Origin of the sequence: Gaetbulibacter sp. S0825 (assembly GCF_011777505.1) — a bacterium.
Classification (GTDB): domain Bacteria; phylum Bacteroidota; class Bacteroidia; order Flavobacteriales; family Flavobacteriaceae; genus Pontimicrobium.
In genome coordinates this window covers 680079-705768 of record NZ_JAATJT010000001.1, presented here as the reverse complement: position 1 = coordinate 705768, position 25690 = coordinate 680079, and the positions used below count along the sequence as shown (strand labels likewise).

Genomic DNA, 25690 nt, shown 5'->3' with positions numbered 1-25690 from the left:
AACTTTACTCAACCTTAATTACGTAAAATGCACATTCATAATCTTTCAAACACCGACTCCGTTTTAAACAACTTTATATTCGAAATAAGAGATGTTTCTATTCAAAATGATAGAATGCGTTTTAGACGAAATATTGAACGTATTGGTGAGATATTGAGCTATGAGATGAGTAAAACACTAAACCATCATATAATTAATGCAGAAACACCTTTAGGCAACACAAAAGTAAATGTGCCAGAGGAAGATGTTGTAATCTGTTCAATTTTAAGAGCTGGTTTACCGCTTCATAATGGTGTATTGAATTATTTTGACAAAGCAGAAAATGCTTTTATTTCAGCTTACAGACATCATTTAAACAATACCGATTTTGAGATTGTTGTAGAATATATTGCAAGCCCAAACTTGGAAAATAAAACGCTTCTCTTAGTTGACCCTATGTTGGCTACAGGAAAATCTTTAGCTTTAACTTATGAGGCATTAAAATCTCATGGAATGCCAAAACAGGTACATATTTTAAGTGTTATTGGTGCTGAAACTGGTGTTGATTATGTGAAAGACAAATTCCCGGAAAATACTCATTTATGGATTGCCACTATTGATAAAACTCTGAACGATAAAGGTTATATAGTTCCTGGTCTAGGTGATGCAGGAGATTTAGCCTTTGGCGATAAATTAAGAGACTAATTGAAGAATTGGAGTAATAATTAGTAGCCATATAAAAACCTCTGCAAGCCAAACTTTTTTAACGGATTCAATATAGTTTGTCATAATAATAGCGAGAGGTGCAAACAAGAAGACAAACTCACTGCCATTTTTGTTTGGTGCCAAAATCACTATTGCTATACCAATAATTAAAGCGATTAAAATTAAGGTAAACGAAGGTCTAAGCGACCTAGATTTATCTTGCAACTTTTTAGTATAGAAAAACAACGTCCAAAGTCCTAATAATGAGATAATAGCTATTGACGATATTAATTTGGGAGAATTATAGTTAGAGAAATCAAAACCCACACTATCTATATAGTTATAAATATCACCAAAGGTGTTTTCAGTAATAATATTATAGCTTATAACTATTAATGCTACTGTTACAATTCCCGTAATAGGAATCATCCAATTATTTGATTGTCCAATAGAATAAAATATTAACGCTGCAAAAACCAAAATTAAAAATAAAATAGACCAAAAATAGAATAGCGATGCTAAGGCAATCCAAAAAGCGGCGTCAAATAGTTTTTTCTTAATATGTAAATTTGACCTCAAGCTTATTATGCGTCTTATGGCAAATAAAATAAACACGTTTGAAACAATAATAGTTCCATGTTGTATGGTTGCTGGAATACATGCTAGAAAAAGGCTAAACAATAAAATTTTAAAGCTGTTTTGCTTTGTTAAATTATTCTTGTTTACAAAAAAAGAAAGCACAAAAATAGATAACAATGTAATGCCATATAATGTTAGTTCTTTAAGTATTTGTACTCCGCTAATGCCTTTGGAATAATAACCCAACCTCACAACTAAAAACAACCCTAAAACAAAAAAGGATACAAGTACTAGATGAATTGGTTTAGAAGTGCGAAAAAATCTTGTAATCATTTAAAGAGTTCGTATATTTGCCATGTAAATATAATATTATTACAATGAAAGACTTTTTTTACGCCATTCAAGATTTATTTGTAGATGTATTATTTCTTCCTTTTGATGCTTTAAGAGAATTAGAGCTTGAAAATTGGTGGACTGCAAATATTGTTTCGTGGATATTTATTGTTATTGGAATAGTTGCATTTACTTATTGGATGCTACAATTAAAAGGATTTAATGATAGAGGCGAAGAGGATAAAAGCATTACTTCGCATTCATACTTATAAATCGAAACCAATATCTTTACGATAATACATCTTATCAAAATGTAGTTTTTCTATGTTTTGATAAGATTTTTTTAGTGCCTCTTCGTAATCATTCCCAAAAGAAGTTATTGCCATAACACGTCCACCTGAGGTCACTATTTTACCATTTTCTAGTTTTGCACCAGCATGAAAAGGTATAGAATTTGTAATGGTTTCTACTCCTGAAATTTCCTTTCCTTTCTCATAAGCTTCTGGATAGCCACCAGATACAAGCATCACAGTCGTTGCTGTGCGCTCATCAATATTAATATCAATATTATCTAATGTTTGATTAGCAATTGCTTGAAAAATTTCAACCAAGTCATTTTTTAGTCTTGGTAAAACAACTTCGGTTTCTGGGTCACCCATTCTAACATTATACTCAATAACTTTTGGGTCATCTCCAACTTTAATTAAACCAATAAACACAAAACCATTGTATGGTAAATTATCTTTTTGCAAACCAGAAATAGTTGGTTTTACAATACGTTCTTCTATTTTATTTAAAAATTCTGGAGTTGCAAAAGACACTGGAGATACTGCTCCCATGCCTCCAGTATTTAAGCCTGTATCACCTTCGCCAATGCGTTTGTAATCTTTTGCAGTTGGTAGAATCTTGTAATTCTTTCCATCGGTTAGCACAAAGCAACTTAATTCAATGCCGTCTAAAAATTCTTCAATAACAACTTTAGAACTTGCGTCACCAAATTTAGCGTCAACCAACATGTTTTTTAACTCAGTTTTTGCTTCTTGTAAATCGTTAAGAATCAAAACGCCTTTTCCTGCTGCCAATCCGTCCGCTTTTAAAACATAAGGAGGGCTTAAGGTTTCTAGAAACGCATAGCCTTCTTCAACATTTAATGCATTAAAACTTTTGTAAGCCGCTGTTGGAATATTATGACGATACATAAACTCTTTAGCAAATTCTTTACTACCTTCTAACTCAGCAGCTGCCTTTTCTGGACCAATTACCGCAATATGTTTTAGTGCTTCATCATTTAAAAAGCAATCATGAATCCCTTGCACCAAGGGGTCTTCTGGTCCAACAACCACCATATCTATTCTCTTTTCTAAAACCAAAGATTTAATGGCTTCAAAATCTGTAACACTAATATCTACATTAGTTGCTATTTGTGCAGTTCCAGAGTTTCCCGGAGCAACATAAAGGGATTTACATAATGGGCTTTGTGTGATTTTCCAAGCAAAAGTATGTTCTCTTCCACCAGAACCAAGAATTAATATGTTCATTGAAGTATTGTTTGCGCAAAAATAATTGTTTTTTAAGCTTAAAAGCAATTATTTTACAAAAACATATTATCTAAATTTACTTTTGAATTTATTCAATCTTTCTTTACGATTTAATGGCTTTCCAATTAGTGAAGCTGAACGTACTTTGAAGGAAATTCAAGAAAAATCTGAGTCTGATTTTGAAACATCTATTATTCAGAAAAAAAAAGAGATCGTTTCGTATCATATCAAGCATACACCTTTTTATAAATCTCTTGCTAAAGATCTAAATCTTTTAGATTGGAACACGGTTCCTGTAATGACTAAGCGTGATTTGCAACAGCCTTTAAAGGAGAGGTTGTCAAGAAATTATTCAACAAAAAATATTTACATCAATAAAACATCTGGTTCATCTGGAGACCCATTTGTGTTTGCCAAAGACAAATTTTGTCACTCAATGACTTGGGCGATTTTTAAAGAATGGTATGGATGGCATTCTATATTTAATACAAAGCAAGCGCGTTTTTACGGAATTCCTTTAGACAAAAAGGGGTATTATAAAGAGCGTTTTAAAGATTGGGTGACGAATCGTTATCGATTTAATGTTTTTGATCTTTCGGAAACTGCACTGGATAATTGGATTAAGAAGTTTAAAAAAACAGATTTCGTTTTTATGACAGGATATACATCTGTTATAGTGGCTTTTGCAAAGCGTTTATTACAAAGGGGCTTGGTCCTTTCTGAAATATGTCCTAGTTTAAAGGCGTGTTTACCGACCTCCGAAATGCTTTCGGTGGAAGACAAAAAGTTGCTTGAAAAAGCATTTAATATCTCAATAATAAATGAATATGGGTCTGCTGAATTTGGCTTAATTGCACTTGAGAAAGATAAGCAATGGGTTTTAAACAACTTAAACCTATATGCTGAAATTTTAGATGACAATGGAAATGTTTTACCTCATGGTGAAGAAGGTAGAATTGTAATCACCGATTTATATAATAAAGCGCACCCTTTTATTCGGTATGAAATTGGAGACACAGGAAGTATTAGCTTTATTAATAAAAAAATGAGCGTCTTAAAAACACTCACTGGCAGAAAAGAAGATTATATAAAACTACCAAGTGGAAAAACTGCTCCTGGGCTTTCTTTTTATTATGTGACAAAATCTGTAATGAAAGACGATGGCTCTATACAAGAAATTAAGGTTTTGCAGCATGCTTTAAATAGGTTTGAAATAGAATATGTTTCAGAAAAAGCTTTAAATAATGATCAAAAAAAGAGAATTAATGAGGCTTTGGTTAAATATTTGGAGCCTGAAGTAGATGTTTTCTTTACTAAAAAAAGTCAGCTAGAGCGCACAAAAAAAGGAAAGTTGAAACAGTTTACGTCTCTACTCAAATCTTAGTTACACGCTTTTAGTTTGTTTTGGTTTCACAAAAAAGTATTCATACAAAAACACTATTAAATACCAAGCAGATTTAAAAAAGCCAAAACCTAATGCTTTCCTAAACACATTAAAATTATAAATAATTAAGTTAAATTTGTTAGATGAAATTGACCCTTTTCTAACTCTATAATAAGCTAGAGATTCCTTAATTCCTATCGCTGGACCTCCTTTTTTTAATAAATTTAGCCACAACACCCAATCTTGTCGTTTCTTAATCTCTGGAATAAACATCTTACCCATTGCGCTTACATCGTATATACCTGTTAAATTACCTATATAATTACATTTAAGCTGCTTAGTATATGAAAGTTTGGGTAGGGCTTCAATTATTTTGTTTAATGATTCTCCTTGTTCGTTTATTAGTTCATACGATGAAAAACAAATAGCAGCCTTTGTGGATTTCATAACAGCAAGTTGTTTTTCTAGTTTATTTGGTATCCATACATCATCTGAGTCCAAAAAAGCTATATAATTACCTTGGGCTACCTTAATAGCTTTATTTCTTGCAACTCCAGTACCTAGGTTTTTTGATTGTTTTATAAGTTTAATGCGCTTGTCTTTTTGACAAAAATCTAGAACAATATTGTATGTGTTATCTACTGAAGCATCGTCAACTATTATTAACTCCCAATCTTCATGGGTTTGGTTAATAACAGAGGTTATTGTAGTGGCAATAAACCTTTCTGAATTATAGGATGGTGTAATAATTGAAACCATCTAGTAAGCTTTTTCTTCTCCTTTAAAGATATTAATAATTGTTTGTGCAATTATTTTTAAATCTAATAACATAGACCAATTTTCAATGTAAAAAATATCATACTTGATTCTGTTAATTATATCCTCTTTTGAGGTTATTTCTCCTCTATAACCTTTTATTTGAGCCAAGCCTGTTAATCCTGGTTTAACACTGTGTCTGTAAATAAAACTATACTTGTCAATTACTTGAGCATATTTTTTAGTATACGATAACATGTGAGGTCTGGGGCCAACAACTGACATATCTCCTAGCAAAATATTAATAAATTGAGGCAATTCATCAAGGCTAAGTGTTCGCAAAACGCGTCCAATTTTTGTGACTCTAGAGTCTTCTTTTTTTACATAATCAATCTTGCTTCCAGTATTCAACTTTAAAGTTCTAAACTTATAGCACGAAAATACTTTATAGTTTAATCCATTTCGTTCGTGCTTATAAAACAATGGTCCTTTTGAGTCTAACTTTATTAAAATAAACATAATAGGAGTTACCCATGAAAGAATAAATACAATTACGATAATCGAGAAAATAATGTCAAAAAATCGTTTGAAAAAAGCATTAACATCAGTGTTCAGGGATACTTCTTGAACAGACAATATTGGAATATAATTGTAATATTCCGTTTGAAGTTTTTTTGTAAATAACGAATAATCCTCTGGAATAAACTTAATGTTTTTTTGATTTAGGCTTGCTACTTTAACGTATTCGTTTGCCTGATTTTCATTTAATTCGTCAATGGCACAATAAATTTCATCAATATTTTTTTGTTCTTGAATATACTTTAGTCCATCTTTTAAATCCCCAGTAACTTTCTCTAAATTATAATTACTAAATGTTGCTTTTATATCATAACCTAAATCTTTTCTTTGATTAATGAGTTTTTTGAATTTTTCTGACCCTTCATTAGTTCCAATTACAACTATTTTTCTGGTATTTCCATTCAACCATAATCTATATTTTTTTTGAGCATAATACGACATGACTTTCACCAAGCCAACAATAACAATGCATATAAAAGTAAATTTTAATATATCGAAAACATAAATATTAATGCTTCTAAAAATTCCTATAAAAGAAAAAACTATGAGCGTAAATGCACAAAATTGCTTTACCAGTAATGAAATTAAATTTAAAAAAGAAGTAAATCTATAAACATTATAAAACTTTAAAAAGAATGCTGTTAATACCCAAAAAAAACTTGAATAAACAACAAAAAGAATATGTTTATTATTTAAAATTTCGCTTGAAAAGAAATAGAGCTTATCCTGATTGAAATCGAAAAAGTAAAAAGCAAATAGATTTACAATACTTAAGTCGAAAAGTATTAAAAAAGGTTTTAAATACCCCGAATATCTGCCTTGTTTATACCTCATTTACTTTTTTATATGAGATGCAAAATCTTTATGTTCTCTTTTAAAAAGTTTTTCTTTTGATAATTTTTTAAAATATTCAAAAGTTTTTTTCATTCCTTCTGTTCGTCCAATTTTTGGCTCCCAATCTAAAAGCTGTTTTGCTAAACTAATGTCTGGTTGCCGTTGCAGAGGATCATCTATAGGTAATTCTTTATAAATTATCTTCTGTCCCGTTTGCGTTAAGCCGATAATTTCTTTAGCAAAATCTAAAATAGTAATCTCATCTGGGTTCCCAATATTTACTGGATATACATAATCACTAAATAGGAGCCTAAAAATCCCTTCTACTTGATCATCAACATAACAAAACGAGCGTGTTTGTAATCCATCTCCGAAAACCGTTAAATCCTCACCACGTAATGCTTGACCCATAAATGCAGGAATCACTCGCCCATCGTTAAGTCTCATTCTTGGACCATACGTATTAAAAATACGTACAATTCTGGTTTCTAATCCATGAAATCGATGATATGCCATAGTAATTGACTCTTGAAAGCGTTTGGCTTCATCATAAACACCTCTAGGCCCAATAGTGCTAACATTTCCGTAATAATCTTCAGATTGTGGGTGTACCAATGGATCACCATAAACTTCGGAAGTCGACGCAATGAGTATTCTAGCTTGTTTTGCTTTAGCCAATCCCAATAAGTTATGCGTCCCTAAAGAGCCAACTTTTAAGGTTTGAATTGGAATCTTTAAATAATCGATTGGACTTGCTGGTGAAGCGAAATGTAGAATATAATCTAGTGCACCTTCTATTGCAATAAACTCGGTAACATCATGTTCTATAAACTCAAAATTAGGATTGCTGGAGAGATGTGAAATATTTGACATATCTCCTGTAATGAAGTTGTCCATACCAATAACAGAAAAACCTTCATCAATAAACCGATCACATAAATGTGATCCTAAAAATCCTGCAGCTCCTGTTATTAAAACCCTTTTCAAAACTTATATATGTGTTGATTTTCGTCCTATAGAGTTATATTGGAAGCCTTCGTTTTGCATATCTTCAATATCAAATAAATTCCTTCCGTCAAATATTACAGGTGCATTTAATTCCTTTTTTAATCTATTGAAATCTGGTGTTCTAAAAATACTCCATTCAGTACAAATTATTAGAGCATCAGCATTAGCGGCGGCTTCATACTTGTTTAATGTATAGTTTAATTTATCTCCAAACTTACGCTTAACATTTGGCATAGCTTCTGGATCAAATACTTGTATGTTTGCACCTTTTTGTAATAAATCTTCAATAATATACAATGAAGGTGCTTCTCTAATATCGTCTGTTTCTGGCTTGAATGCCAATCCCCAAACAGCAAAGGTTTTGCCTCTTATATCACCTTTGAAATGTGTTTCGATTCTAGGAATTAATATCTTTTTTTGAACATCATTTACTTTAATAACGGCATTGAGAATATCAAACTGATAGCCAGCGTCTTTACCAGATTTATGAAGTGCTTTTACGTCTTTTGGAAAACAAGAACCTCCATAACCAATTCCTGGAAATAAAAAACGCTTACCTATGCGTGAATCTGTTCCCATTCCAACACGAACTTTATCTACATCTGCACCTACTTTTTCGCAAAAGTTAGCAATCTCGTTCATAAAAGTTATTTTGGTTGCCAAAAACGAATTTGCAGCATATTTAGTAAGTTCAGCGCTTCGCTCATCCATAACTATAATTGGATTTCCCGAACGTACAAATGGTTTATATAATTTTTTCATTAAGTCAATAGCTCTTTCAGATTCTGAGCCAATGACTATGCGTTCTGGCTTTAGAAAATCGTCCACTGCAAAACCTTCTCTTAAAAATTCAGGATTTGACACTACGTCAAAATCTACAGTTGTTTCTTTAGAAATAACCTCTGTTACCTTATCGGCTGTTCCTACAGGTACTGTGCTTTTATCTACAATCACTTTATATGATTGCAATTTTTTACCGATTTCTTTGGCAACTCCTAATACAAACGACAAATCAGCCGAACCATCACCTCCTTCAGGTGTTGGCAATGCTAAAAATATAATATCACCATGTTGTAGCCCTTCATCCAAACTGGTGGAAAATTTTAAACGTCCTGCTTTAATATTTCTTTCAAATAATACATCTAAATGTGGCTCATAAATTGGCACCTCACCTTGTTGCATTTTTTTTACTTTATTGGCATCTATATCTATACAAAGTACTTCGTTTCCTGTTTCTGCTAAACAGGTTCCAGTGACTAAGCCTACGTAGCCTGTTCCTATAACTGCTATTTTCATTTCTTTTTTTGTGTTTGGGACTTCTTTAAATTTTTCTTTAATCCTTTCTTTGTACTATCAACCCATCTTTTAAAACGAATTTTTCTTTTTAGGTTAGAAAAACTATAATTAAATCTATAAAAAAAATAAGCTAGTAGAACTGCCGTTATAACAAGAACGGTTAATAGCCAAAAATTATATGAAGTGCTTCCTAGAATTATAATCAAATAAACAAATATCAGATTAAAACCTCCAATAATAAAACTTGCTTGCCTATGAGATAAATTGAAATAATCTATTAAAATGTGATGTGTGTGATTTCTATCGGAAGAAAAAGGGCTTCTTTTATTTGCTACTCTAATTGTAAAAACTCTAGCTGTATCAAACAAGGGTACTATCAAAATACTTATGGCAATTAGTGGAACATTTTCTAGAGCAAAAGGTAAATCCTTTAACGAGTTTGGGGACAAAGCTAAAAATTTCAATGTTAAAATACTTATAATATAACCTACAATAAGGGAGCCAGTATCTCCCATAAATATTTTTTTTTCATCTGATAGATTATATCTCAAAAATGCCATTAAACATCCATTAAGTGTCAAACTAATTAGTGCATAAAAATACTCTTTAGTCATATAAAATATGGTGGTATATATAATCAATATTACTATACCTACAATTGCTGCTAAACCATCAATGCCATCTATTAAATTATATGCATTTATAATTGTAAGCATCATAAAAGCACCTATTGTATAAAAAACATATATTGGTATTTCATAAATTCCAAAAAATCCATTTAATGAGTAAATTGTAAAACTTGCATTACTTAAAATAAATGCGATTGCAACTAACTGTGCTAAAAGCTTAGAAAAGGGAGATAACACTACTAAATCATCTTTAAGACCCGTAATGAATAGAATTGTGAGCCCAGGAACCAAATAAATCGACTCGTTAAATTTTCCCCAATCTTTTAAAAAAAATAGAGCAAGAATTATAGAATAAAAAAATGCAATTCCCCCAAGCGTTGGTGTTACTTTAACATGAGAACTTCTTATATTGGGCTCGTCCATCAACTTTTTATATTCAACCAAACCTATAATTTTTGGTATTATTAAAAAAGTAAGAAGATACGCTCCAACAAAAAACAAAATTGCACTAACTATGAAGGGCATTGTTTAATTTGATTTAGCTACAAAAGTAAGAAACATAACTCTCAAAAGCTATTATCATTAACCAAAAAGCCATCAACAGAAATAAATCATACTTTACTTTCAACAAACTCTTGAAACTCGATCTCAAATCTTTTCATGCTAAATCTTAAAGCATTTTTTCTTATTTTCTCATAGTCAAACTCCATGGCTTCAAAATTTTTAACAGCTTCAATAATTTCTTTAACATTCTGATTATCAAAAAAGAGTCCTGTTTCATTGTTAATTATTGTTTCGGCACAACCTCCTTTTCCTAAACATATTACAGGTGTCCCGCAGGCTTGTGCCTCTACTGGAGCTATTCCAAAATCTTCTTCTGCAGCAAAAACAAATGCTTTAGCCTTTTGTATTAGAGTCTTGAGTTCTTCAGAGGTCACATGTCCAAGCATTTCTATGTTTTGTGTTGCAAAAGATTTTATTGTACTCATTTCAGGACCATCACCTACTATTAGTAATTTTTTGTCCTTCATTTGAGTAAACGCTTGGGCGATAACATTAACTTTTTTATGAGATACTAGTCTAGAAGCCGTAATATAATAATTGTCTTTTACAGTTTCCAATTGAAATTTATTAACATCTACTGGTGGGTAAATAACTTTTGCATCTCTATCATAAATTTTTTTAATTCTCCTGGCAATATGGTTTGAGTTAGCCACAAAGTGATCAACTCTATTTAATGATGCTATGTCCCAAATACGTAATTTATGAAGCACTCTTTTTACATACCATGATTTTAACCCTTTATTGAGACCAGAATCATTTAGGTTCTTATGATACAAATCCCAAGCATATCTCATAGGTGAATGGCAATAACATATATGGGTTTGATTTTGATGTGTTAAGACCCCTTTTGCTACAAAACCCGAAGATGAAACAATCAAATCGTATTCAGATAAATCAAAGCTTTCAATAGCGTAAGGAAATAATTGCAAAAACTTTCTGTGATTAGATTTTGCTGTTGGTAATTTTTGAATGAAGCTAGTTTTTGCTTTTTTCCCTTTTAAAATGAATTCTCTGTCATCATCATTTAAAAAATCTATTAAAGAATAGTGGTCAAAATCATTCCAAATATTATTAATTGAGTGAACAACCTTTTCGGCACCTCCATTTACATAATACCAATCTTGAACTAAAGCTTTTTTCATGTTTACAAATATGTTCTAAATTTTGATTTAAATAAAATATTAAGACTTATTATTATTGTTAGGCATGAAAACACAAAATAAATCCCTGTTCCTCTAAGAAGGTTTATAACTGGAAAAAATATATTAAACATAATAAAGAATATATATAGGCTTAAATATAACGTATTGTTATTTTTAACTTTCTTATCAATAACATTCTGGAAGTAACCTAGGCAAAACATTCCAATAATTCCAAGCCATCCAAAATCAACAAACATAGCTCCTAAAAATGTAATATATGTGCTTTGGCGTGGTAGAATAAAGTGAACCTTACTTGAATCATACTCAATAAGATTAAATTTTTCTAAAGCTTTTAAAAACAAATTGAAGTTATATTCTCCCTTAAGGTAGTCTTTATTTTTTGTCTTATCTTTTACTAAATAGTCTAGCTCAAATACACCATGGCAATAATACTGTAATGTGTGTACATAATTAAATAAAATAGCCTTCTTAATTCCTTTACTAGCTTTTATTTTTTCTTCAAATAAAACTGTTGGTTGTAATAAATCATTATAAGTAGCCTTATCTAAAAGCTCATCAATTTTTTGGTCTTTAGTTTGAGTTTCGCCAGTTTCTCGATTCATTAAAAGATTATAAAAAACAATATTTAATACGATAAAAACTACTCCTAATTTTATCAAGGTTTTAAGTTTTAAGGCCATCGTCTTAGTAATTATTAATACTAAGGCCAAAATTAAAAACGTAAAAAACACATCTTTTCTAGTTCCTCGTAAAAAAGGTATCAATAATGGCAACAAATAAAGAAAACTGCTACATATTAATAATTTTTTGTTTTTATTAAAACTGATTAATGTTAGTAATAATGGCAAAAAAAATAACTCTTTAAAAATGGCGCCAAAAATATAAATAGGATTGGAACTGGCTATTCCTAATAAATCTCTATTCTCTTGTATGGTATTACTGAAAGAAATTCCTCTGCTAAAAAAAAGATCGATATATCTTATAAACCAGCTAATAATAACTAAGGTGATTAAAAACCAAATAATGTTTTTGCTGTGATTTAAATTTGAATTGGGCTGAGTTTTAATTTTGTAAAATTTATGACATATAAGATGCCCTAAAATATATGCCAATAGTGATATAATAATATAAACTAATGTTGTTGTTGAGAAACTATAGGTTGGTTTTGCTGGAATTATGGTGTATAAAAAACCCCAAAACAATAGTCCAAGAATTAAAAAAAGATATAATGGTTTATGTAGTAATTTATCACTCATTTAATTTCTCTATATTATAAAATAATGGTAAAAAAAATGCCGCAAACATTACTCCATGTTGTCTGTGAAAAAAAGATTCAACTAAACAAACTAAAGCAATATATATTCCAACATAATAAAAGTGGTTTTTATTAATAGCTCCTTTTTTAAGTACAAAAAACATTAAAAAAATAAAAATAGCCCCTCCTATAACACCCTGCTTCACAAACTCCTCCATATATTGATTGTGACTATTAAATTTTCTCTTTTTTCCTGCTCTAAAATTTAACACATTATATTGTTCAATAAGTGCTTCTCTATAATCACCTATGCCTACTCCAAAAATATTGCTTTTAAGAATTTGTATTCCAGAATAATTAATCAAGATTCTGTACTCTACGGTATTTCTAGAGATGCTTATTTGATTTTTGGTGAGTATGGTTTTAAAATCAAAATCCATGGTGCGTACCGTAATGTCTATTTTCTTTTTTACTTGTGGTACTTGATAAGCTATAATAAATAGTCCACCTACTATGGTTAAAGATATTATTGCCTTTTTAATGAATGAAACATTAGGCAATAATTTGAAAATAAACAAAACGAAGCAAAACATTAATATTAGAATAGAAATTCTTGCGCCTAACAATAAAAGAGAGAATGAAAAAAACAGAATGAAAACATATTCCTTTATTCCTTTAAAATGTTGCTTTATTAAATTAAACAATGAATCTAAAATTGCCAAAAAAATAAAGGCTGAAAAATAAAAGGGATTAATTTCTAAAATTGCAAAAATATCATGCTCAAAACTTAGTATTGTTTTAAAACTAATAAACTGATACACAAAAGCTATTAACAGTCCAAAAAACAAATAATATTTAAAATAACTTACAAGTTTTAATACTTTTTGTTTGTCTAACTGCTCTGTCAAAATAGTCATTGGCAATGCTACAAAAGGAAACAAAATTCTTAGACCTCTAATTGCTTGTTTTGTGTTTTCGGAATATAGGGCGCCTATGAGTTGTATTCCAAAAAAACAAAGCAGAATAATGAAGAACTTATTTTTAAATAGTGCCTGTGTTTTTTGTTTTATTCTTTGTGGTGTGTCTAGCACAAATAAGCACCCAATAACAATAGCACTTACCGAGTTTAATCCATAAGATATTGGTAAGGTTACCAAAAAAAGACCTAATGCAATTAACACTGTACGCTCTCTTTTTGTTACAAATAATGTTTTAATCATATAATTAATATCAATGACAACAAGAAAACTAAAACACTTGCCACAATTGTTTTTTTAAGCTTAATTTTTTTAAACTTATACAATATATAAAACTGTAAGGTAACAGCTGTAACAATTAATAAATATAGTCCAATAACAACGTCATTAAAGTTAAACGTATCTTTTAACAAGGTTACAGTAACTGCAAAAAACGTTAAAAGAAGGGTAAAAGCAATATTCATTTTACTAGCTAGTTTTTCTCTATAAATAACATTTTCATTATTGGCTAAAACAATCCAAAAAATCATTTGAAAACACAACACTAAATACACATCTTTATATATAGGAAATGTTTCAAAAAGTTTGAAAAAATGAATCCCAATTTTGGGTATAATAAAATATGTAGCTGCAACACCAAGAGCAATAATACTTAAAAAAACAACAAAAATAGTATCTAGTTTTTGAGTGTTAAAGGTATAAATCCGTTTAAAATAAATAATGTTTAATATTTGGTGCAACATTACTACAAAAGAGGCCATTCTAAAATAAAAACCAAAAATAGCAATAAGTTCCTTGTCATTAAACACTAAGTCTATTACGATTCTTCCTGAGTTTGCAATAAGCAAAATAAACAAACCCGAAAGCATGACGCTCTTACCATATTTAATGAGCTTTTGATGTTTTTTAAACGCTGCTTTTATTTGCAATTTATATCCTTTTTTCAAGGCTATTATCATATAAATTATGCTATACAAAAAAGCGCCATATGTAATAGGCTCAATACTACTGTCGTCTGTTAAATAAATATAGAAGTAGGCACACAACAACACAACATAAAACAAAGCGTCAACAAAAACAGCCTTGATAATTTTTTCGTCTGTTTTATATCGTAAAGAATAGGTGACTTGGTTGCTTAGGGTGTAAATAAACAATACTGATAAAACAAATTGGGTTTCGTTTCTAAAAATGAAAATAGAAATCAACGCAAAAAACGAAGACGCTAACAAATACAAAAAATGAAAATTAAAACCAGTGTATATAGCTTGAAACTTTCTTTTTAATTTAAAATATGGATAAGCATTTGGCACTCCAAAATTAATTATAGCAGCTCCAATAAAAGCAATGTTTAGCGCATACTCTAAAACTCCGTAATTTGTTTTAGAGAGTGTATTAGATAGTAATAAAGGTGCTAAAAAAACAATGGCTTTTGATACTCCAAAAGCCATTAAAAAAAATAGTCTATGTTTTAATACTGTTTTCAAAAAAATTATTTTTCTATGCCTTTTACAACAGTATTTGTTATTTCATCAGCAAAAACCCCTAATTTTTCATCTCCTCCATTCAAAGTTAATTGCTCAATAATAGTGGGCTCTCCAATATTTCCTTGATCTAACCAAACAGCGTATTTCCCCTTTGAATCCTTTGTATTGATAATTATTTCGTCTATATGCGAATTTGTTAATCTATTAAGCCACACACCTGTAATATTTTTAGATTCTCCCTGATCAGAATCTTCTAGTGCTTTCATGCCATTTATATTTCCAACTCCAAATTTATCTATAATAATTTGGCCTATAGTATGTTCTTTTCCTGTGATATAAACGCCATGTCTATCTGACGATTTAATATGCACTTTATCAATACTTAAGCCTATTGGGTTATTATTCCATCCATGAACCTGTAGAGCTGCTCGCGAAAGCGAATATTTATCACTTCCAGATCCCAAGTCTTCAATCACAAGGTTTTTGAAGGTTAAATACTTGCTTCCTGAATAAATATCACATCCCATACTTCTTAAACCAGCCGAGTTTTTTTCTAAGTCTGTTTTAATTGTTAGGTTATCAATATCAATATCTGAACAGTTTCTAGAAAAGAATTTATAATATGTGGTAAAATCTCCTTTTAGAGAAATGTTGGTTGATTCGTTTTTTTCTTCTCCCTCAATAATATAAATGGGACCTCCAAATTCTGAATTATCAAAGGTTACGCTTAAACCATTTAAGCCTTTAATATATATTCCAAATTTATAGTATCCTTTCGGGAAAAATAAATCTATCTTTTCTTTGCTAGCCATTTCAAAAATAGTTTGAGTGGTAGGCTTTTTTGATATTGGGTGAAGAGGATCGCCTCCTTCTATTCTAATACCATATCTCCTTATATCTCCAATGGGGAAAGAGTCATCAATAACATACTTTAATTCTTCTTCGTTTATTTTTTCATCGATAACTTCAATTGATTCATTTTTTGAATCATTTTTGCTTTCTTCTTTACATGAAACAAAAAGAGTAAAAATTATTGTTGCAAATAAAATTTTGTAGTAATTCATAGTTTTTTATTGTTTTATTATTTCTCCTGAATAGTTGTTTCTAATAATGGAATTATTATTGTATAATTCATTTATTAAAATTGGATAATTTTTATCTCCTATATCAAATTTAATGTCGCTCTGTTTTTTATCAATTTTCTTAGTCTCAATTTTAAGGAACCCAATATTTGTACTATAACATTCGTTAAACCAAATACCTGAAAATTCCTTTTCTTCTCCTCTTTGAGCGCCTTGCATTAAAGACATGTTTGCACTGCTCCCTAAGGCATAATTCTTAATAATTAAAGTATCAATCTTATGATTAAAACCCATTAGATAAACTCCGTGACGATCAGATGAATTAACTTTAGCCTTTTTTATTTTAATGTTTTTCGGATAAGCAGGCCAACCGTCAATGGCTATCGCTGCATGGTTATTTATCGAATCATCTCCCAAACCATCCACCTGCAAATAATCTATACTTAAATTTGTTGTGTTAGTATAAATATGCAATCCTCTTGAATTTAGGTTTCTTTTTTGTTTATTCTTATCTGATTTGATTATTAACGAATCAATTTGAATGTTATTACTTTCATATGTTCCAAACCTATCATAGGTTATTAATGTTCCTTTTAATATAATGTTCTCAGACTTTGAGCCTTTTTCATTGGTAATGTGAATCACATCTGAAAATTCAGAATTATCAAATTTAATCTTTATATTTTTTCTAGAATCAATATTTAATCCAAAATCATAATATCCCTTAGGAAAGTAAATTTCTATTCCCAATTCCTCTGAAATGTCTAAAATGGTAGTTACTGTGCTTTCTTTTGTGACTGGGTGCTTAATGTCTAGGCCTAAAGAATCTATACCATATCTTCTAACATCGCCAATTGGGAATGTTGTGTCAATGGCAAATACTTTTTCTTGATCTAAAACTGTTTGACTAAAGCCTCCAGCTTCGTTTTCGTTTATGTCCTTACATGCACAAAGTATACAAAACAAAATACCTATTCCCTTACGTAACATTATTTATTCATTTTAAAATTTTATAAAATCTTTTATTACCGTTAATATCCTTAAAAATTAATTTTGCAGTTAATAGTTTATACAACTTAGCAAAAACTATCATAGATACAATTATGTAAACTCCTTGAGAGGATGTAATAAAATTAATTACAGGCATAAAAAAATCTATTATAAGCATATAGAATAATAACGGAACATACTTATAGTCCCCTAAGAGGGTCTTGTTAAATATTAAGCCTTGAAGCATCCCAAAAAACAGCATAAAAATTGGTGCAAACCACCCAAAATCTAAATATATTGGACCAAAGAAGGTTGTATAAACACCTGTTCTAACTGGGCTGTCTTGAATTTTGGCTAAATCAATGTTTGTTCCCAAAATAATATTAGAAAACTTTGCTATAACATTAAAAGTAAATCCACCATAATGATGTTTTCCTTCATAATTATTATATAAATATCCAAATTCGAATACACCATGAGTATAGTATTGTGATGCATTTAAAAGACTCAATCTTGTTAGCCTTAAGGTTTCATTTTTAGTTTCTATGATATCGGTTCTAGTGTATTCTTTCGGTTCTAGTGTAAAGTTATAAACAGCATTAGATAATATATGTTTTGTAGCTCTTTTTTCTGTTACCATGTATTCTTGGGTTCGCTCTATAAACATCTTTGTTGTATAGATTCCTAAAAAATAGATTATCCCAAAAAAGAACAATAATCTAAAAGGTGTGATTTTTAATATTTTAAAATATAGCATATTAATTATGAAAAAAAACACCACCATAAACAAGCCTGATCGTGAGCCCAAGATTATACTATCAAAAGCAGGCAGAAAAAAAATGATAATACAGAGTAATGCTAAAAAAAATCTTTTTGGCTTTATAGTATAGTATATGTAGAGAGGCAAAAAAGAAAAGGGAGTTAGAACAGCTGCTATGACACCAAAAATGCTTGATTTGTTTTCTGTTAATAAATTTCTATTATCGATAGAGGTATTGCCAATTGTTATGTCTCGAATAAAGAATTTGTCCAATATTCTAAAACTGAAACCTATCAGCGAAATTATAATTAAAAAGACAAGTATTTTCTTTAACGCACGTTTTTTTAAAACGTACTTTTCATTGATAATTGTATTTTTTTTTATAATAGAAATTAGGCCAACAAAGAAGAAAAAATAATTAGCTAGAATAAATATTACAGGTAATACTCCAGGTTGATGTTTAACTTTAATTGAAGAAAAAAAGAAAATAAAAACCCAAAGTAGCATACCAAAAAAAGTAACTTTTAATGGATTGAATTTTTTTATGAAGACGCGATTTACAGGATTCATAATTCCTTTTTCGAATATACTTTTTCAATAAGATTAACTCCTTCTACTTTTGTTAGTTTGTTTTTTAAAGAATCAATATCATTTTCAATAAAGCGAAGAGCTTGTCCAACATACATCCCTGGTTTTTCTAGGTTTTTAGAAACAACACTGCCTCCTCCAATGTGTATCGCATTTGCCACAGTAACACCAGGGTTAAAAATACAGCCTGAGCCTATATATACATTGTCGCCAATAGTTATTTGTCCATCAATTCTAATCCTGTCTTTCCCTGTATTTGCATGATAATAACCATGAGTCCAAAGCTGTGATTTTATACCCGCTAATGTTGAGTAATCACCAAAACAAATACTTCTTGTTAAATCGATATAATGATTTGAAGTTAATTTTGATAACTTACCCAAAGTTAATTTAGATATTTCGTAAGTCACTCCTAAGGGAGCTCTTACGACTGAATTTTTATTTCCTATCGCCCCTTTCTCTTTTAAAAAGATTTTAAAAGGTCCATTTATTCTATTTAAATGCCCTATGTAAGCACCTTTCTTAAAATTCAATTCCTCGTTCTTGATAAAATTCAGATGTCCTATCATGGTGTTTTCTTCAAGGAATATTTTATTAGATAAAATGAGCGAAAAACCAATTTTAGCCGACCATGTTATTTTATGACCTAATATTTTTAAAAAAAGGTTAGATAATTTAAACGGTAATAAACAGGCTAAAGCAGTCAGAATTTTTTTCATGATAAACTTCTATTTCTAGCACCAACAATGATTTCTCCTTCTTCCACATTTTTTGTAATTACTGTTCCTGCACCAATTAACGCGTTCTTCTTAATTGTAACTCCTGCCAATACTATAACATTAGCTGCTAACCAAACACCATCTTCAATAACAATAGGCTTTGAATAATGTTTATATGGTTTTTCTCCTTTAAGATCTAATGCCGCAGTTTCAACAATTACTCCTCTAGAAAGTGTAACATGGTCTCCAATTGTTATTGGACTCTTCGCTCCCAAACTACAATGCTTTCCAATTTTACTAAAATTACCTATTGTTATATTATTTCCGTACTTTATTTCAGTTGAGTAATGACAAATACTATTCTTTGAATTTGGAATTAACGCTTTAAATTTCAAATTACTTAATACTCTGGAAAATATACTTAAAACACCTATAATAAGTATTGAAAAAAATCTCACTGGAGGCAATGATGCAAGTATTTGAGCTGCTTTTCTCATTGTTTTAGAATAAGCCTATTAGTATGTTTATTATATGAATTATTATATCCATTTATTGGGTTATACTTTTCTATCCCTATTGGTTGCAATGAATATTGTATTTGCAGTAGTAATCTCTTTCCTTTTTTTGGTAATAACCCCTTATGAAACCCATAAGTATTTACCATAAACATACTACCTTTAGGCGCTGTAAAGTATTTAATATTGTATTTCCCAAAAGCGCTTTCAATTTCATGGTCTTGATACCTTCTAATGGCAGTAAGGGTATTTGAAGCAGGGGAGTCTTCAACAAAAACATGAGGACCGTTTTCCATTTCAACATCTGATAAATAAATAAAAACCTTACAGAATCTGTAATCATCCACATCTCGATGAAAAAATTGTGCTTGTTCGGCTTCATCATTTGTAGAGGTAGACCACCAACAATTTACATTGCTTATGGTAGGTGTAGCTCCTAAAAATTCTTGTGCTAAAGTCAATATTTTTGGGTCGTTGGCAATTTTCGTAATTTCTGGAATCTGCACTAAATCGGCTCTTTTATAATTGGCCACATGCACTTCATTTGGAATATTGCTAAACGTAAAGTCTTTTAGTTCGGGTCTAAAAGGGTCAAAACATTTAAGTGGTACAAGTTGTTCCGTTATGTTATTAATCTCACTTTCAGATAAAACTTTACCAAAATTAATATACCCTTTTGTAGATAATGTGTTTTCAATTTTACTGTTTGGCAAAATTGAATCACCTTCAAAACTGGAAACCCCTATTTTTTTGGCAATTCTATTGGCTATTTTTTCCCTCTTGTTATAATTTGTAATACTACGTTGGTAATAAAATTTAACATTTGAAATAGAACTAATTCGATGCAAGATTTTTTTTATCATGTTTTTATTTTAACTATTGATTCAAAAGCTTTGGTAACATCTTTTACATTTTGTTTTGAAACTGAATAAGCACTGTAATAAGGGTCAGAAATTACGCCCATAAAACTCGTTGTATTTAACAAATTTAGGAAATCTATTTTCTCATTTTGTGATAAAATTGGAAAATTATTCTTTTGAATATCAATTATATGGTCTTGTAGTAAATCAAACCCATTCATAAATAAGCAATTTTTTGCCTTATTAAAAAACACCTCAACCAATGTAAGTATTGGTTTGTTAGCAAAAATACATTCTAACGCTATAGTACCATTAACCGTAATAAATAAATTAACATCAATAAAGATTTCATCCATAGATACTTGATGATGGAGCATTTGTGTGTTAGGAGTGTTATCTATGAAGCTTAATAACTCTTTAGATAGCTCGTATTTAGACTTTGGATTGGGTTTTATATAGAGTACCTGATTGTGTTTTAAATTGTTGGCTATTTGTTGTATGCTTTCTAATTGATCTCGTCTAGGTCTACCCCAAACATCAATATTGGCTTCTGGTTGTAAGTGTAATGGATAGACAATAGAAAATACATTTTTGTCTATTTGAGATACTGCTTTCTCATTCCAAATAGCTTTGTTTTTTTCCTTTTGCTTTTCAATCTTATATTTTACAATAGGATTTGGCGTATTGTATTTCTCACCAGTTATATAGCCTTTTAAAATTTTGGCTTTGTCTTTTAATACCTTACTTTTTTTAAAAGACACTTTTTTCATATAGTCTGGTTTTGAATGTCTTTTAACAATATTGTCTATAATGCTTAAGGCTTCATTTTGAGACAATAGGTTTTCACTACCTAAATAAGGGTAAACCGTATCATATAAATAAAATGAAAACCTTCCTGATGGGTAGCGACAAGAAGATGGGTGTAGATATAAAATATCTTTTTCTTTACATATTTTTATTGTTAATAATTCATGAAAAACAGTGCTTTCTCCAAAAACAAAGTTTGGTTTTATCTCTTGTATTATATTTTTTATTTCTTGATAGTAGTAGTAAAAATAACTTGTATCTTCTTTTTTAAAATAATTTAACTGTCTATCTGATATTAAAATGTTGTCTAGATTAACCTCTTTATTAACTTTAACGGACTTAGGAGGGTACTTAATTGTTATTATTTTCCCTGAAGTTGGAATAAAATTTGGGTTTTGTACTATCCAATAAATATCATGACCATGTTTTTCTAATTTAGTGGCTACTAAATCAAAAAAAAATGTTTTATATCGGTTTTCAATAAATAGTAACTTCATATTATAAGCCTTCTATCATTTGAGATGTTAAAGGCTCTCCTCTTTTTACACTACATACAAACTTTTTCCCAAGAATTTTATTATAATATTTTGGATGTAAACCAAATCCAGGTCTAATTGATCTTATATTATCTTCTGTAACCATATCTCCTGATTTTACAGTTCTAGTTACGTATAAAGAGCGAGAGAATTCTCTGCTTTTCTTTTTTTTATCTGTCATTTCATAATCAACATGTCCAAGTAACTCTTCAGTTAATCTAACTGCTTCAACCATTTGTTTAAATTCATTTTCATCTAATGAAAAATGAGCGTCTGCACTTTCTATTGATTTATCTAAAATAAAATGTTTTTCAATAACTTTTGCTCCTAAAGCAACTGCTATCATTGGTGCTTCAGTCCCAATTGTATGGTCAGATAATCCTGATTTTACTCCAAATTGCTTAACAATATCGGGGATAGTTAACAAATTAGCATCTTCTGGAGCTGCAGGATATGCAGATGTGCATTTTAAAATGGTAATATTATGATTTCCAACAGATTTGCAAGCTTGAATAGCTAATTCAATATCTTGAATAGTGGCAATTCCTGTAGAAATAATAATCGGTTTTTGTTTTGATGCAATATATTCTATTAATGGAATATCGGTGATTTCGAAAGAGGCTACTTTATAAATAGGCGTATTCAGCTTTTCTAAAAAGTCTACAGCCGTTTTATCAAAAGGTGAAGAGAAACATATTAGTCCTTCCTCTTTTGCTAATTCATATAACGGTTTATGCCATTCCCAAGGTAAAGAAGCTTCTTTATATAAATTATATAAATATTGGCCATCCCATGCTGTATCTTGTTGTATTTTAAAGTCATTTGTTTTAACATCCATGGTAATTGTATCTGCAGTATAGGTTTGCAGTTTTATAGCATCTGCTCCTGCTCTTTTAGCTGCTCTAACTGTTTCTTTAGCTATATCTAAGCTTCCTCCATGGTTTGCAGAAAGTTCTGCAATTATAAAACATTTATTATCCAACATCTTGTTTTTCTAATTTATATACAAAACTAGTACTTCCTTTAACATTTTCATCCTTAAAATACTTATAATTTGCATTTTCAAAGGCTTTAGTTGATGCCTTATTCTCTTTTTTAATATAAGCCAATATGGGCACCGTTTGTATTCTGAAATATATTTTTGCAGATTCCTTTAAAAATTCACTAGCAAGTTTTTGACCTCTATAGAATTTTGACACCAAAATTCCAACAGTCGAATAATGCTTACCTATATCAAACCTTACTACTCCAGATGGTTCATCATTTATTAAAGCTATTAAAAACAAGGTGTTTTGGCTTTTGATTTTTTGCAAAAACCATTTTTTGTGGTTTTCTAATAAAATAGGTTTAGAATTATAAGAGTTCTTTCTTACTAATTTATCATTTGACCACTTGAAAACAAGCAACATATCTTCTTCTTTTGCTTTTCTAAGAGAAATCGTCAATCCGTTTATCAATCCTAAGAAGCGGTTTTTACTATTTCCGTCGATTAGGTTCTTCTGATGCGCTATAAAAGATTCTGCTCTATTTTTATTTATAGCAGAACTAATTTCTTGCTTAAAATCAGAGCTTGTGTATTTGGTTAAATCTCCACCTTCTATGATAGTTTTTTCTTTAACTAAGCCTTTATATATGTTCTTTTGATTGTCAACAAAATACCCGCTCAAAATAGGCATTTTAATACAAGAGAGCTCATACAAAATTGTGCTTGCAGGCGCAACCGCAAAGTTGCATTGTTGCATAACTTTTATTAATCGTTCTTCTGAAAGGTTTTTGTGCGTTTTTATTTTATCAGAATGCTTAACTTCTAAATCGAAAATTTCAATATGTTTATAGGCACCCCCTAAAACAACATGTATTTTTTTAAAGGTTGGGATTTGTAAAAGTGCTTTAACTGCAATTAATGTTAAATTAATAGGGTCAGCCCCACCAAAACACACAAAAGCACTATCAATTACATTTATTGTTCTATCTTTTGTTGCCTCCTCTAAAAATAATGGTCTTAATAAAGCATATTTTGTACCTAAAGCTAATTTTGTATTTGGTTCTTTATTATAGCGTTTTTCTTGAATATATGGTGAATGATTAATAACCACATCTGCATACATATATTCTTTGGCTAAATCATCAATATAAATCAGGTTATATCCTTTTTGTTTTACTTTTTTTTGGTATAGCGAGTTAAATTGATACCCATCGGCAATAATAATATGTTCCTCCGGTAAAAAATTAGCCGCCAACCATTCAGGCTCATCTTCAATATTAATTTCTCTTGGTATGATGGCTTTGTGATAAGTTTTTGATATAACTGAATTTGTAGTTGTTTCGTGTGTTAAAAACACAAAATCTAAAGTGTCTTTTACAATTTCTACCAGACTAAATAATCTATATAAATGACCTAACCCCGTTGTAGAACTCCCATCTGCTCTAAAGATTACTTTTTTGATCATTTAATTTAACCGTTTAAACCCCGAATGGCATACAGGTCCCTCTAATAAATCATGAATATTTTTATGACCTTTTTCACAATCTGAAATCATCTTGTAAACCCCTTCTAATGCATCAAAATAATCAGCTATGTTATCGTCTTTGTGCTCTGTACATGCATAAAAATTTGTGCTCGCTAAAAACCCTTTTTTAAGCATTTCTTGAGCTACAAATGTTTTATAAGCCATTGCATTATCGCTACTGAAACTATAGGTGCTTAGTGCTGGCATACCTGATACCATAATTTCTATATTGTGCGTTTCTGCTAAAGACTTCCATTGACTTTGTATTTTTTTTCCTTGAGCAGTAATGATATCCCATGATTTCATGTTTTGCATTACTTCTAAGGTCTTTAGTGCGGCTGTAGGGCCAATTCGTTCGGTCCAAAAAGTACTGCTTATAAAAGAGGTTTGAGCCGCTTCCATGACTGCTTTTTTGCCCACAACAGCCGTTAGAGCATAACCATTACCAATAGTTTTTCCGTACATTGCCATATCTGGTTCGACACCATATTTCTTATAAATACCACCATAAGTTTCTCTAAACCCTGAGGTGCATTCATCAAAAATTAATACAATATTTCGCTGAGTTGCTAAGTCTCTAACTTTCTGTAAAAAATTATCTTCAGGTCCAAAATTTCGCATCACTTCCATTTTTATAACACCAATATCATTGCTGGTGACGATTTCGAGTAGTTCTTCAAAATCATTATAATGAAAAGGATATACTGTATTCTTTAAGTTTTTAGGAACACCATTAGGATTTAATCCAGATAATAAATGACTTGATAATTCGTCGCCCTTATTATGATTTGCTGAAAGATACCAATCATGCCAACCATGATACCCACAAATAGCAACTTTATCTTTTCCTGAAGCAGCTCTAGCAATTCTGATAGCGATAGAATTGGCTTCTCCACCACTTCTAGCAAATCGAACCATATCTGCCCAAGGGTTGAGTTCTACTAATTTTTCGGCTAGCGCAACTTCTTCTGGGCAATTAAAGGTGCTCATGTTTCCTTTTTTTACTGTTTCGATAACGGCATTATCTACTTCATCATTGCCATAACCCAAGGTGTTAGTGCCTATGCCCATAATACACATATCTGTGTATTCGTTACCATCAAGATCCCAAACTTTGCACCCCTTTGCTTTTGAAAAATAAGACGGCCAGTTATCTGGTAAAAACATTTCTGGTCGTTTTGAAAGCAACATGGTTCCTCCTGGAATTAATGTTTTTGCTTTTTTGTAAAGATTTTGGCCTGTTCTTTTGCTCATATTCAA

General features: G+C 30.3%; 24 protein-coding genes. 3 read left to right on the top strand and 21 right to left on the bottom strand.

The window, feature by feature from the left end:
* The first annotated feature begins 27 nt into the window (after positions 1-27).
* A complete protein-coding gene (gene upp, locus HB672_RS03315; RefSeq protein WP_167607676.1) occupies positions 28-684 on the top strand; it encodes a uracil phosphoribosyltransferase in 657 nt (218 codons plus the stop codon).
* Here upp and HB672_RS03310 read toward each other — a convergent pair.
* Positions 673-1596 carry a DUF6427 family protein gene (locus HB672_RS03310; protein WP_167607673.1) on the bottom strand — a complete coding sequence of 308 codons (924 nt, stop codon included), beginning with the start codon at positions 1594-1596 and terminating at the stop codon, positions 673-675. The genes upp and HB672_RS03310 overlap by 12 nt on opposite strands.
* 44 nt (positions 1597-1640) lie before the next feature.
* On the opposite strand from HB672_RS03310, the gene HB672_RS03305 reads away from it, so the two are divergent.
* Positions 1641-1868: a uracil phosphoribosyltransferase gene (locus tag HB672_RS03305; protein ID WP_167607670.1), complete on the top strand. Its 228-nt coding sequence runs from the start codon at positions 1641-1643 to the stop codon at positions 1866-1868.
* On the opposite strand, the gene purD is transcribed toward HB672_RS03305, so the two are convergent.
* On the bottom strand, positions 1863-3134 hold the full coding sequence (gene purD / locus HB672_RS03300) for a phosphoribosylamine--glycine ligase (RefSeq protein WP_167607667.1): 1272 nt from the start codon (positions 3132-3134) through the stop codon (positions 1863-1865). The two genes, HB672_RS03305 and purD, sit on opposite strands and share 6 nt — an antisense overlap.
* Before the next feature lie 82 nt (positions 3135-3216).
* On the opposite strand from purD, the gene HB672_RS03295 reads away from it, so the two are divergent.
* Positions 3217-4518, top strand: a complete 1302-nt coding sequence (locus HB672_RS03295) for a phenylacetate--CoA ligase family protein (protein WP_167607664.1) — start codon at positions 3217-3219, stop codon at positions 4516-4518.
* Here the strand turns inward: HB672_RS03295 and HB672_RS03290 are convergent, their stop codons facing one another.
* From HB672_RS03290 to HB672_RS03200, 19 genes are all read right to left on the bottom strand, one after another.
* Entirely contained in the window at positions 4519-5277 is a 759-nt protein-coding gene (locus HB672_RS03290) for a glycosyltransferase family 2 protein (protein ID WP_167607661.1), read from the bottom strand.
* Positions 5278-6687 (bottom strand): exopolysaccharide biosynthesis polyprenyl glycosylphosphotransferase, encoded by a 1410-nt coding sequence (locus HB672_RS03285; protein WP_167607659.1) that lies wholly within the window; start codon positions 6685-6687, stop codon positions 5278-5280. It lies immediately after the preceding gene.
* Positions 6688-7674, bottom strand: a complete 987-nt coding sequence (locus tag HB672_RS03280) for a UDP-glucuronic acid decarboxylase family protein (protein ID WP_167607654.1) — start codon at positions 7672-7674, stop codon at positions 6688-6690.
* 3 nt (positions 7675-7677) lie between these two features.
* Positions 7678-8991, bottom strand: coding sequence for a UDP-glucose/GDP-mannose dehydrogenase family protein (locus tag HB672_RS03275; protein ID WP_167607652.1), 1314 nt, complete (start codon positions 8989-8991; stop codon positions 7678-7680).
* Positions 8988-10064 carry an MraY family glycosyltransferase gene (locus HB672_RS03270; RefSeq protein ID WP_244306568.1) on the bottom strand — a complete coding sequence of 359 codons (1077 nt, stop codon included), beginning with the start codon at positions 10062-10064 and terminating at the stop codon, positions 8988-8990. Before HB672_RS03270 ends, HB672_RS03275 begins: the two co-directional genes overlap by 4 nt.
* A 167-nt stretch (positions 10065-10231) precedes the next feature.
* The gene (locus HB672_RS03265) at positions 10232-11326 is read right to left on the bottom strand and encodes a glycosyltransferase (protein ID WP_167607646.1); all 1095 of its coding nucleotides are present in this window, start codon (positions 11324-11326) and stop codon (positions 10232-10234) included.
* A gap of 2 nt (positions 11327-11328) precedes the next feature.
* The gene (wzy, locus tag HB672_RS03260; RefSeq protein WP_167607643.1) at positions 11329-12603 is read right to left on the bottom strand and encodes an O-antigen polysaccharide polymerase Wzy; all 1275 of its coding nucleotides are present in this window, start codon (positions 12601-12603) and stop codon (positions 11329-11331) included.
* Positions 12596-13822 carry an O-antigen ligase family protein gene (locus HB672_RS03255; protein ID WP_167607639.1) on the bottom strand — a complete coding sequence of 409 codons (1227 nt, stop codon included), beginning with the start codon at positions 13820-13822 and terminating at the stop codon, positions 12596-12598. The genes wzy and HB672_RS03255 overlap by 8 nt, the downstream gene beginning before the upstream one ends.
* Positions 13819-15063 carry a hypothetical protein gene (locus HB672_RS03250; protein WP_167607636.1) on the bottom strand — a complete coding sequence of 415 codons (1245 nt, stop codon included), beginning with the start codon at positions 15061-15063 and terminating at the stop codon, positions 13819-13821. Before HB672_RS03250 ends, HB672_RS03255 begins: the two co-directional genes overlap by 4 nt.
* Positions 15064-15068: 5 nt before the next feature.
* Positions 15069-16127 carry a hypothetical protein gene (locus HB672_RS03245; protein ID WP_167607633.1) on the bottom strand — a complete coding sequence of 353 codons (1059 nt, stop codon included), beginning with the start codon at positions 16125-16127 and terminating at the stop codon, positions 15069-15071.
* Positions 16128-16133: 6 nt separating this feature from the next.
* Positions 16134-17135 (bottom strand): hypothetical protein, encoded by a 1002-nt coding sequence (locus HB672_RS03240; RefSeq protein ID WP_167607630.1) that lies wholly within the window; start codon positions 17133-17135, stop codon positions 16134-16136.
* Positions 17136-17142: 7 nt separating this feature from the next.
* Complete coding sequence (locus HB672_RS03235) at positions 17143-17775, bottom strand: hypothetical protein (RefSeq protein WP_167607627.1); 633 nt, start codon at positions 17773-17775, stop codon at positions 17143-17145.
* Between the two features lie 686 nt (positions 17776-18461).
* A complete protein-coding gene (locus tag HB672_RS03230; protein WP_167607624.1) occupies positions 18462-19202 on the bottom strand; it encodes a hypothetical protein in 741 nt (246 codons plus the stop codon).
* Positions 19199-19699, bottom strand: a complete 501-nt coding sequence (locus tag HB672_RS03225; protein ID WP_167607621.1) for an acyltransferase — start codon at positions 19697-19699, stop codon at positions 19199-19201. The genes HB672_RS03230 and HB672_RS03225 overlap by 4 nt, the downstream gene beginning before the upstream one ends.
* Positions 19696-20580, bottom strand: a complete 885-nt coding sequence (locus HB672_RS03220; RefSeq protein WP_167607618.1) for a hypothetical protein — start codon at positions 20578-20580, stop codon at positions 19696-19698. The genes HB672_RS03225 and HB672_RS03220 overlap by 4 nt, the downstream gene beginning before the upstream one ends.
* Positions 20577-21881 carry a hypothetical protein gene (locus HB672_RS03215; RefSeq protein ID WP_167607615.1) on the bottom strand — a complete coding sequence of 435 codons (1305 nt, stop codon included), beginning with the start codon at positions 21879-21881 and terminating at the stop codon, positions 20577-20579. Before HB672_RS03215 ends, HB672_RS03220 begins: the two co-directional genes overlap by 4 nt.
* Before the next feature lies 1 nt (position 21882).
* Positions 21883-22905: a pseudaminic acid synthase gene (gene pseI, locus HB672_RS03210; RefSeq protein ID WP_167607612.1), complete on the bottom strand. Its 1023-nt coding sequence runs from the start codon at positions 22903-22905 to the stop codon at positions 21883-21885.
* Positions 22895-24370: a UDP-2,4-diacetamido-2,4,6-trideoxy-beta-L-altropyranose hydrolase gene (gene pseG / locus HB672_RS03205; protein WP_167607609.1), complete on the bottom strand. Its 1476-nt coding sequence runs from the start codon at positions 24368-24370 to the stop codon at positions 22895-22897. The genes pseI and pseG overlap by 11 nt, the downstream gene beginning before the upstream one ends.
* Positions 24371-25684, bottom strand: a complete 1314-nt coding sequence (locus HB672_RS03200) for an aminotransferase class III-fold pyridoxal phosphate-dependent enzyme (RefSeq protein WP_167607606.1) — start codon at positions 25682-25684, stop codon at positions 24371-24373. It abuts the gene before it with no gap.
* Between the last annotated feature and the right edge of the window lie 6 nt (positions 25685-25690).

Coding starts and splice junctions, on each gene's coding strand:
- HB672_RS03200 (WP_167607606.1), bottom strand. CDS start 25,684: ATGAGCAAAAGAACAGGCCAAAATCTTTACAAAAAAGCAAAAACATTA.
- HB672_RS03305 (WP_167607670.1), top strand. CDS start 1,641: ATGAAAGACTTTTTTTACGCCATTCAAGATTTATTTGTAGATGTATTA.
- HB672_RS03230 (WP_167607624.1), bottom strand. CDS start 19,202: ATGAAAAAAATTCTGACTGCTTTAGCCTGTTTATTACCGTTTAAATTA.
- HB672_RS03275 (WP_167607652.1), bottom strand. CDS start 8,991: ATGAAAATAGCAGTTATAGGAACAGGCTACGTAGGCTTAGTCACTGGA.
- HB672_RS03235 (WP_167607627.1), bottom strand. CDS start 17,775: ATGGTAACAGAAAAAAGAGCTACAAAACATATATTATCTAATGCTGTT.
- HB672_RS03285 (WP_167607659.1), bottom strand. CDS start 6,687: ATGAGGTATAAACAAGGCAGATATTCGGGGTATTTAAAACCTTTTTTA.
- HB672_RS03225 (WP_167607621.1), bottom strand. CDS start 19,699: ATGAGAAAAGCAGCTCAAATACTTGCATCATTGCCTCCAGTGAGATTT.
- HB672_RS03290 (WP_167607661.1), bottom strand. CDS start 5,277: ATGGTTTCAATTATTACACCATCCTATAATTCAGAAAGGTTTATTGCC.
- HB672_RS03240 (WP_167607630.1), bottom strand. CDS start 17,135: ATGTTACGTAAGGGAATAGGTATTTTGTTTTGTATACTTTGTGCATGT.
- HB672_RS03215 (WP_167607615.1), bottom strand. CDS start 21,881: ATGAAGTTACTATTTATTGAAAACCGATATAAAACATTTTTTTTTGAT.
- wzy (WP_167607643.1), bottom strand. CDS start 12,603: ATGAGTGATAAATTACTACATAAACCATTATATCTTTTTTTAATTCTT.
- purD (WP_167607667.1), bottom strand. CDS start 3,134: ATGAACATATTAATTCTTGGTTCTGGTGGAAGAGAACATACTTTTGCT.
- HB672_RS03220 (WP_167607618.1), bottom strand. CDS start 20,580: ATGATAAAAAAAATCTTGCATCGAATTAGTTCTATTTCAAATGTTAAA.
- HB672_RS03255 (WP_167607639.1), bottom strand. CDS start 13,822: ATGATTAAAACATTATTTGTAACAAAAAGAGAGCGTACAGTGTTAATT.
- upp (WP_167607676.1), top strand. CDS start 28: ATGCACATTCATAATCTTTCAAACACCGACTCCGTTTTAAACAACTTT.
- pseI (WP_167607612.1), bottom strand. CDS start 22,905: ATGTTGGATAATAAATGTTTTATAATTGCAGAACTTTCTGCAAACCAT.
- HB672_RS03245 (WP_167607633.1), bottom strand. CDS start 16,127: ATGAATTACTACAAAATTTTATTTGCAACAATAATTTTTACTCTTTTT.
- HB672_RS03265 (WP_167607646.1), bottom strand. CDS start 11,326: ATGAAAAAAGCTTTAGTTCAAGATTGGTATTATGTAAATGGAGGTGCC.
- pseG (WP_167607609.1), bottom strand. CDS start 24,370: ATGATCAAAAAAGTAATCTTTAGAGCAGATGGGAGTTCTACAACGGGG.
- HB672_RS03310 (WP_167607673.1), bottom strand. CDS start 1,596: ATGATTACAAGATTTTTTCGCACTTCTAAACCAATTCATCTAGTACTT.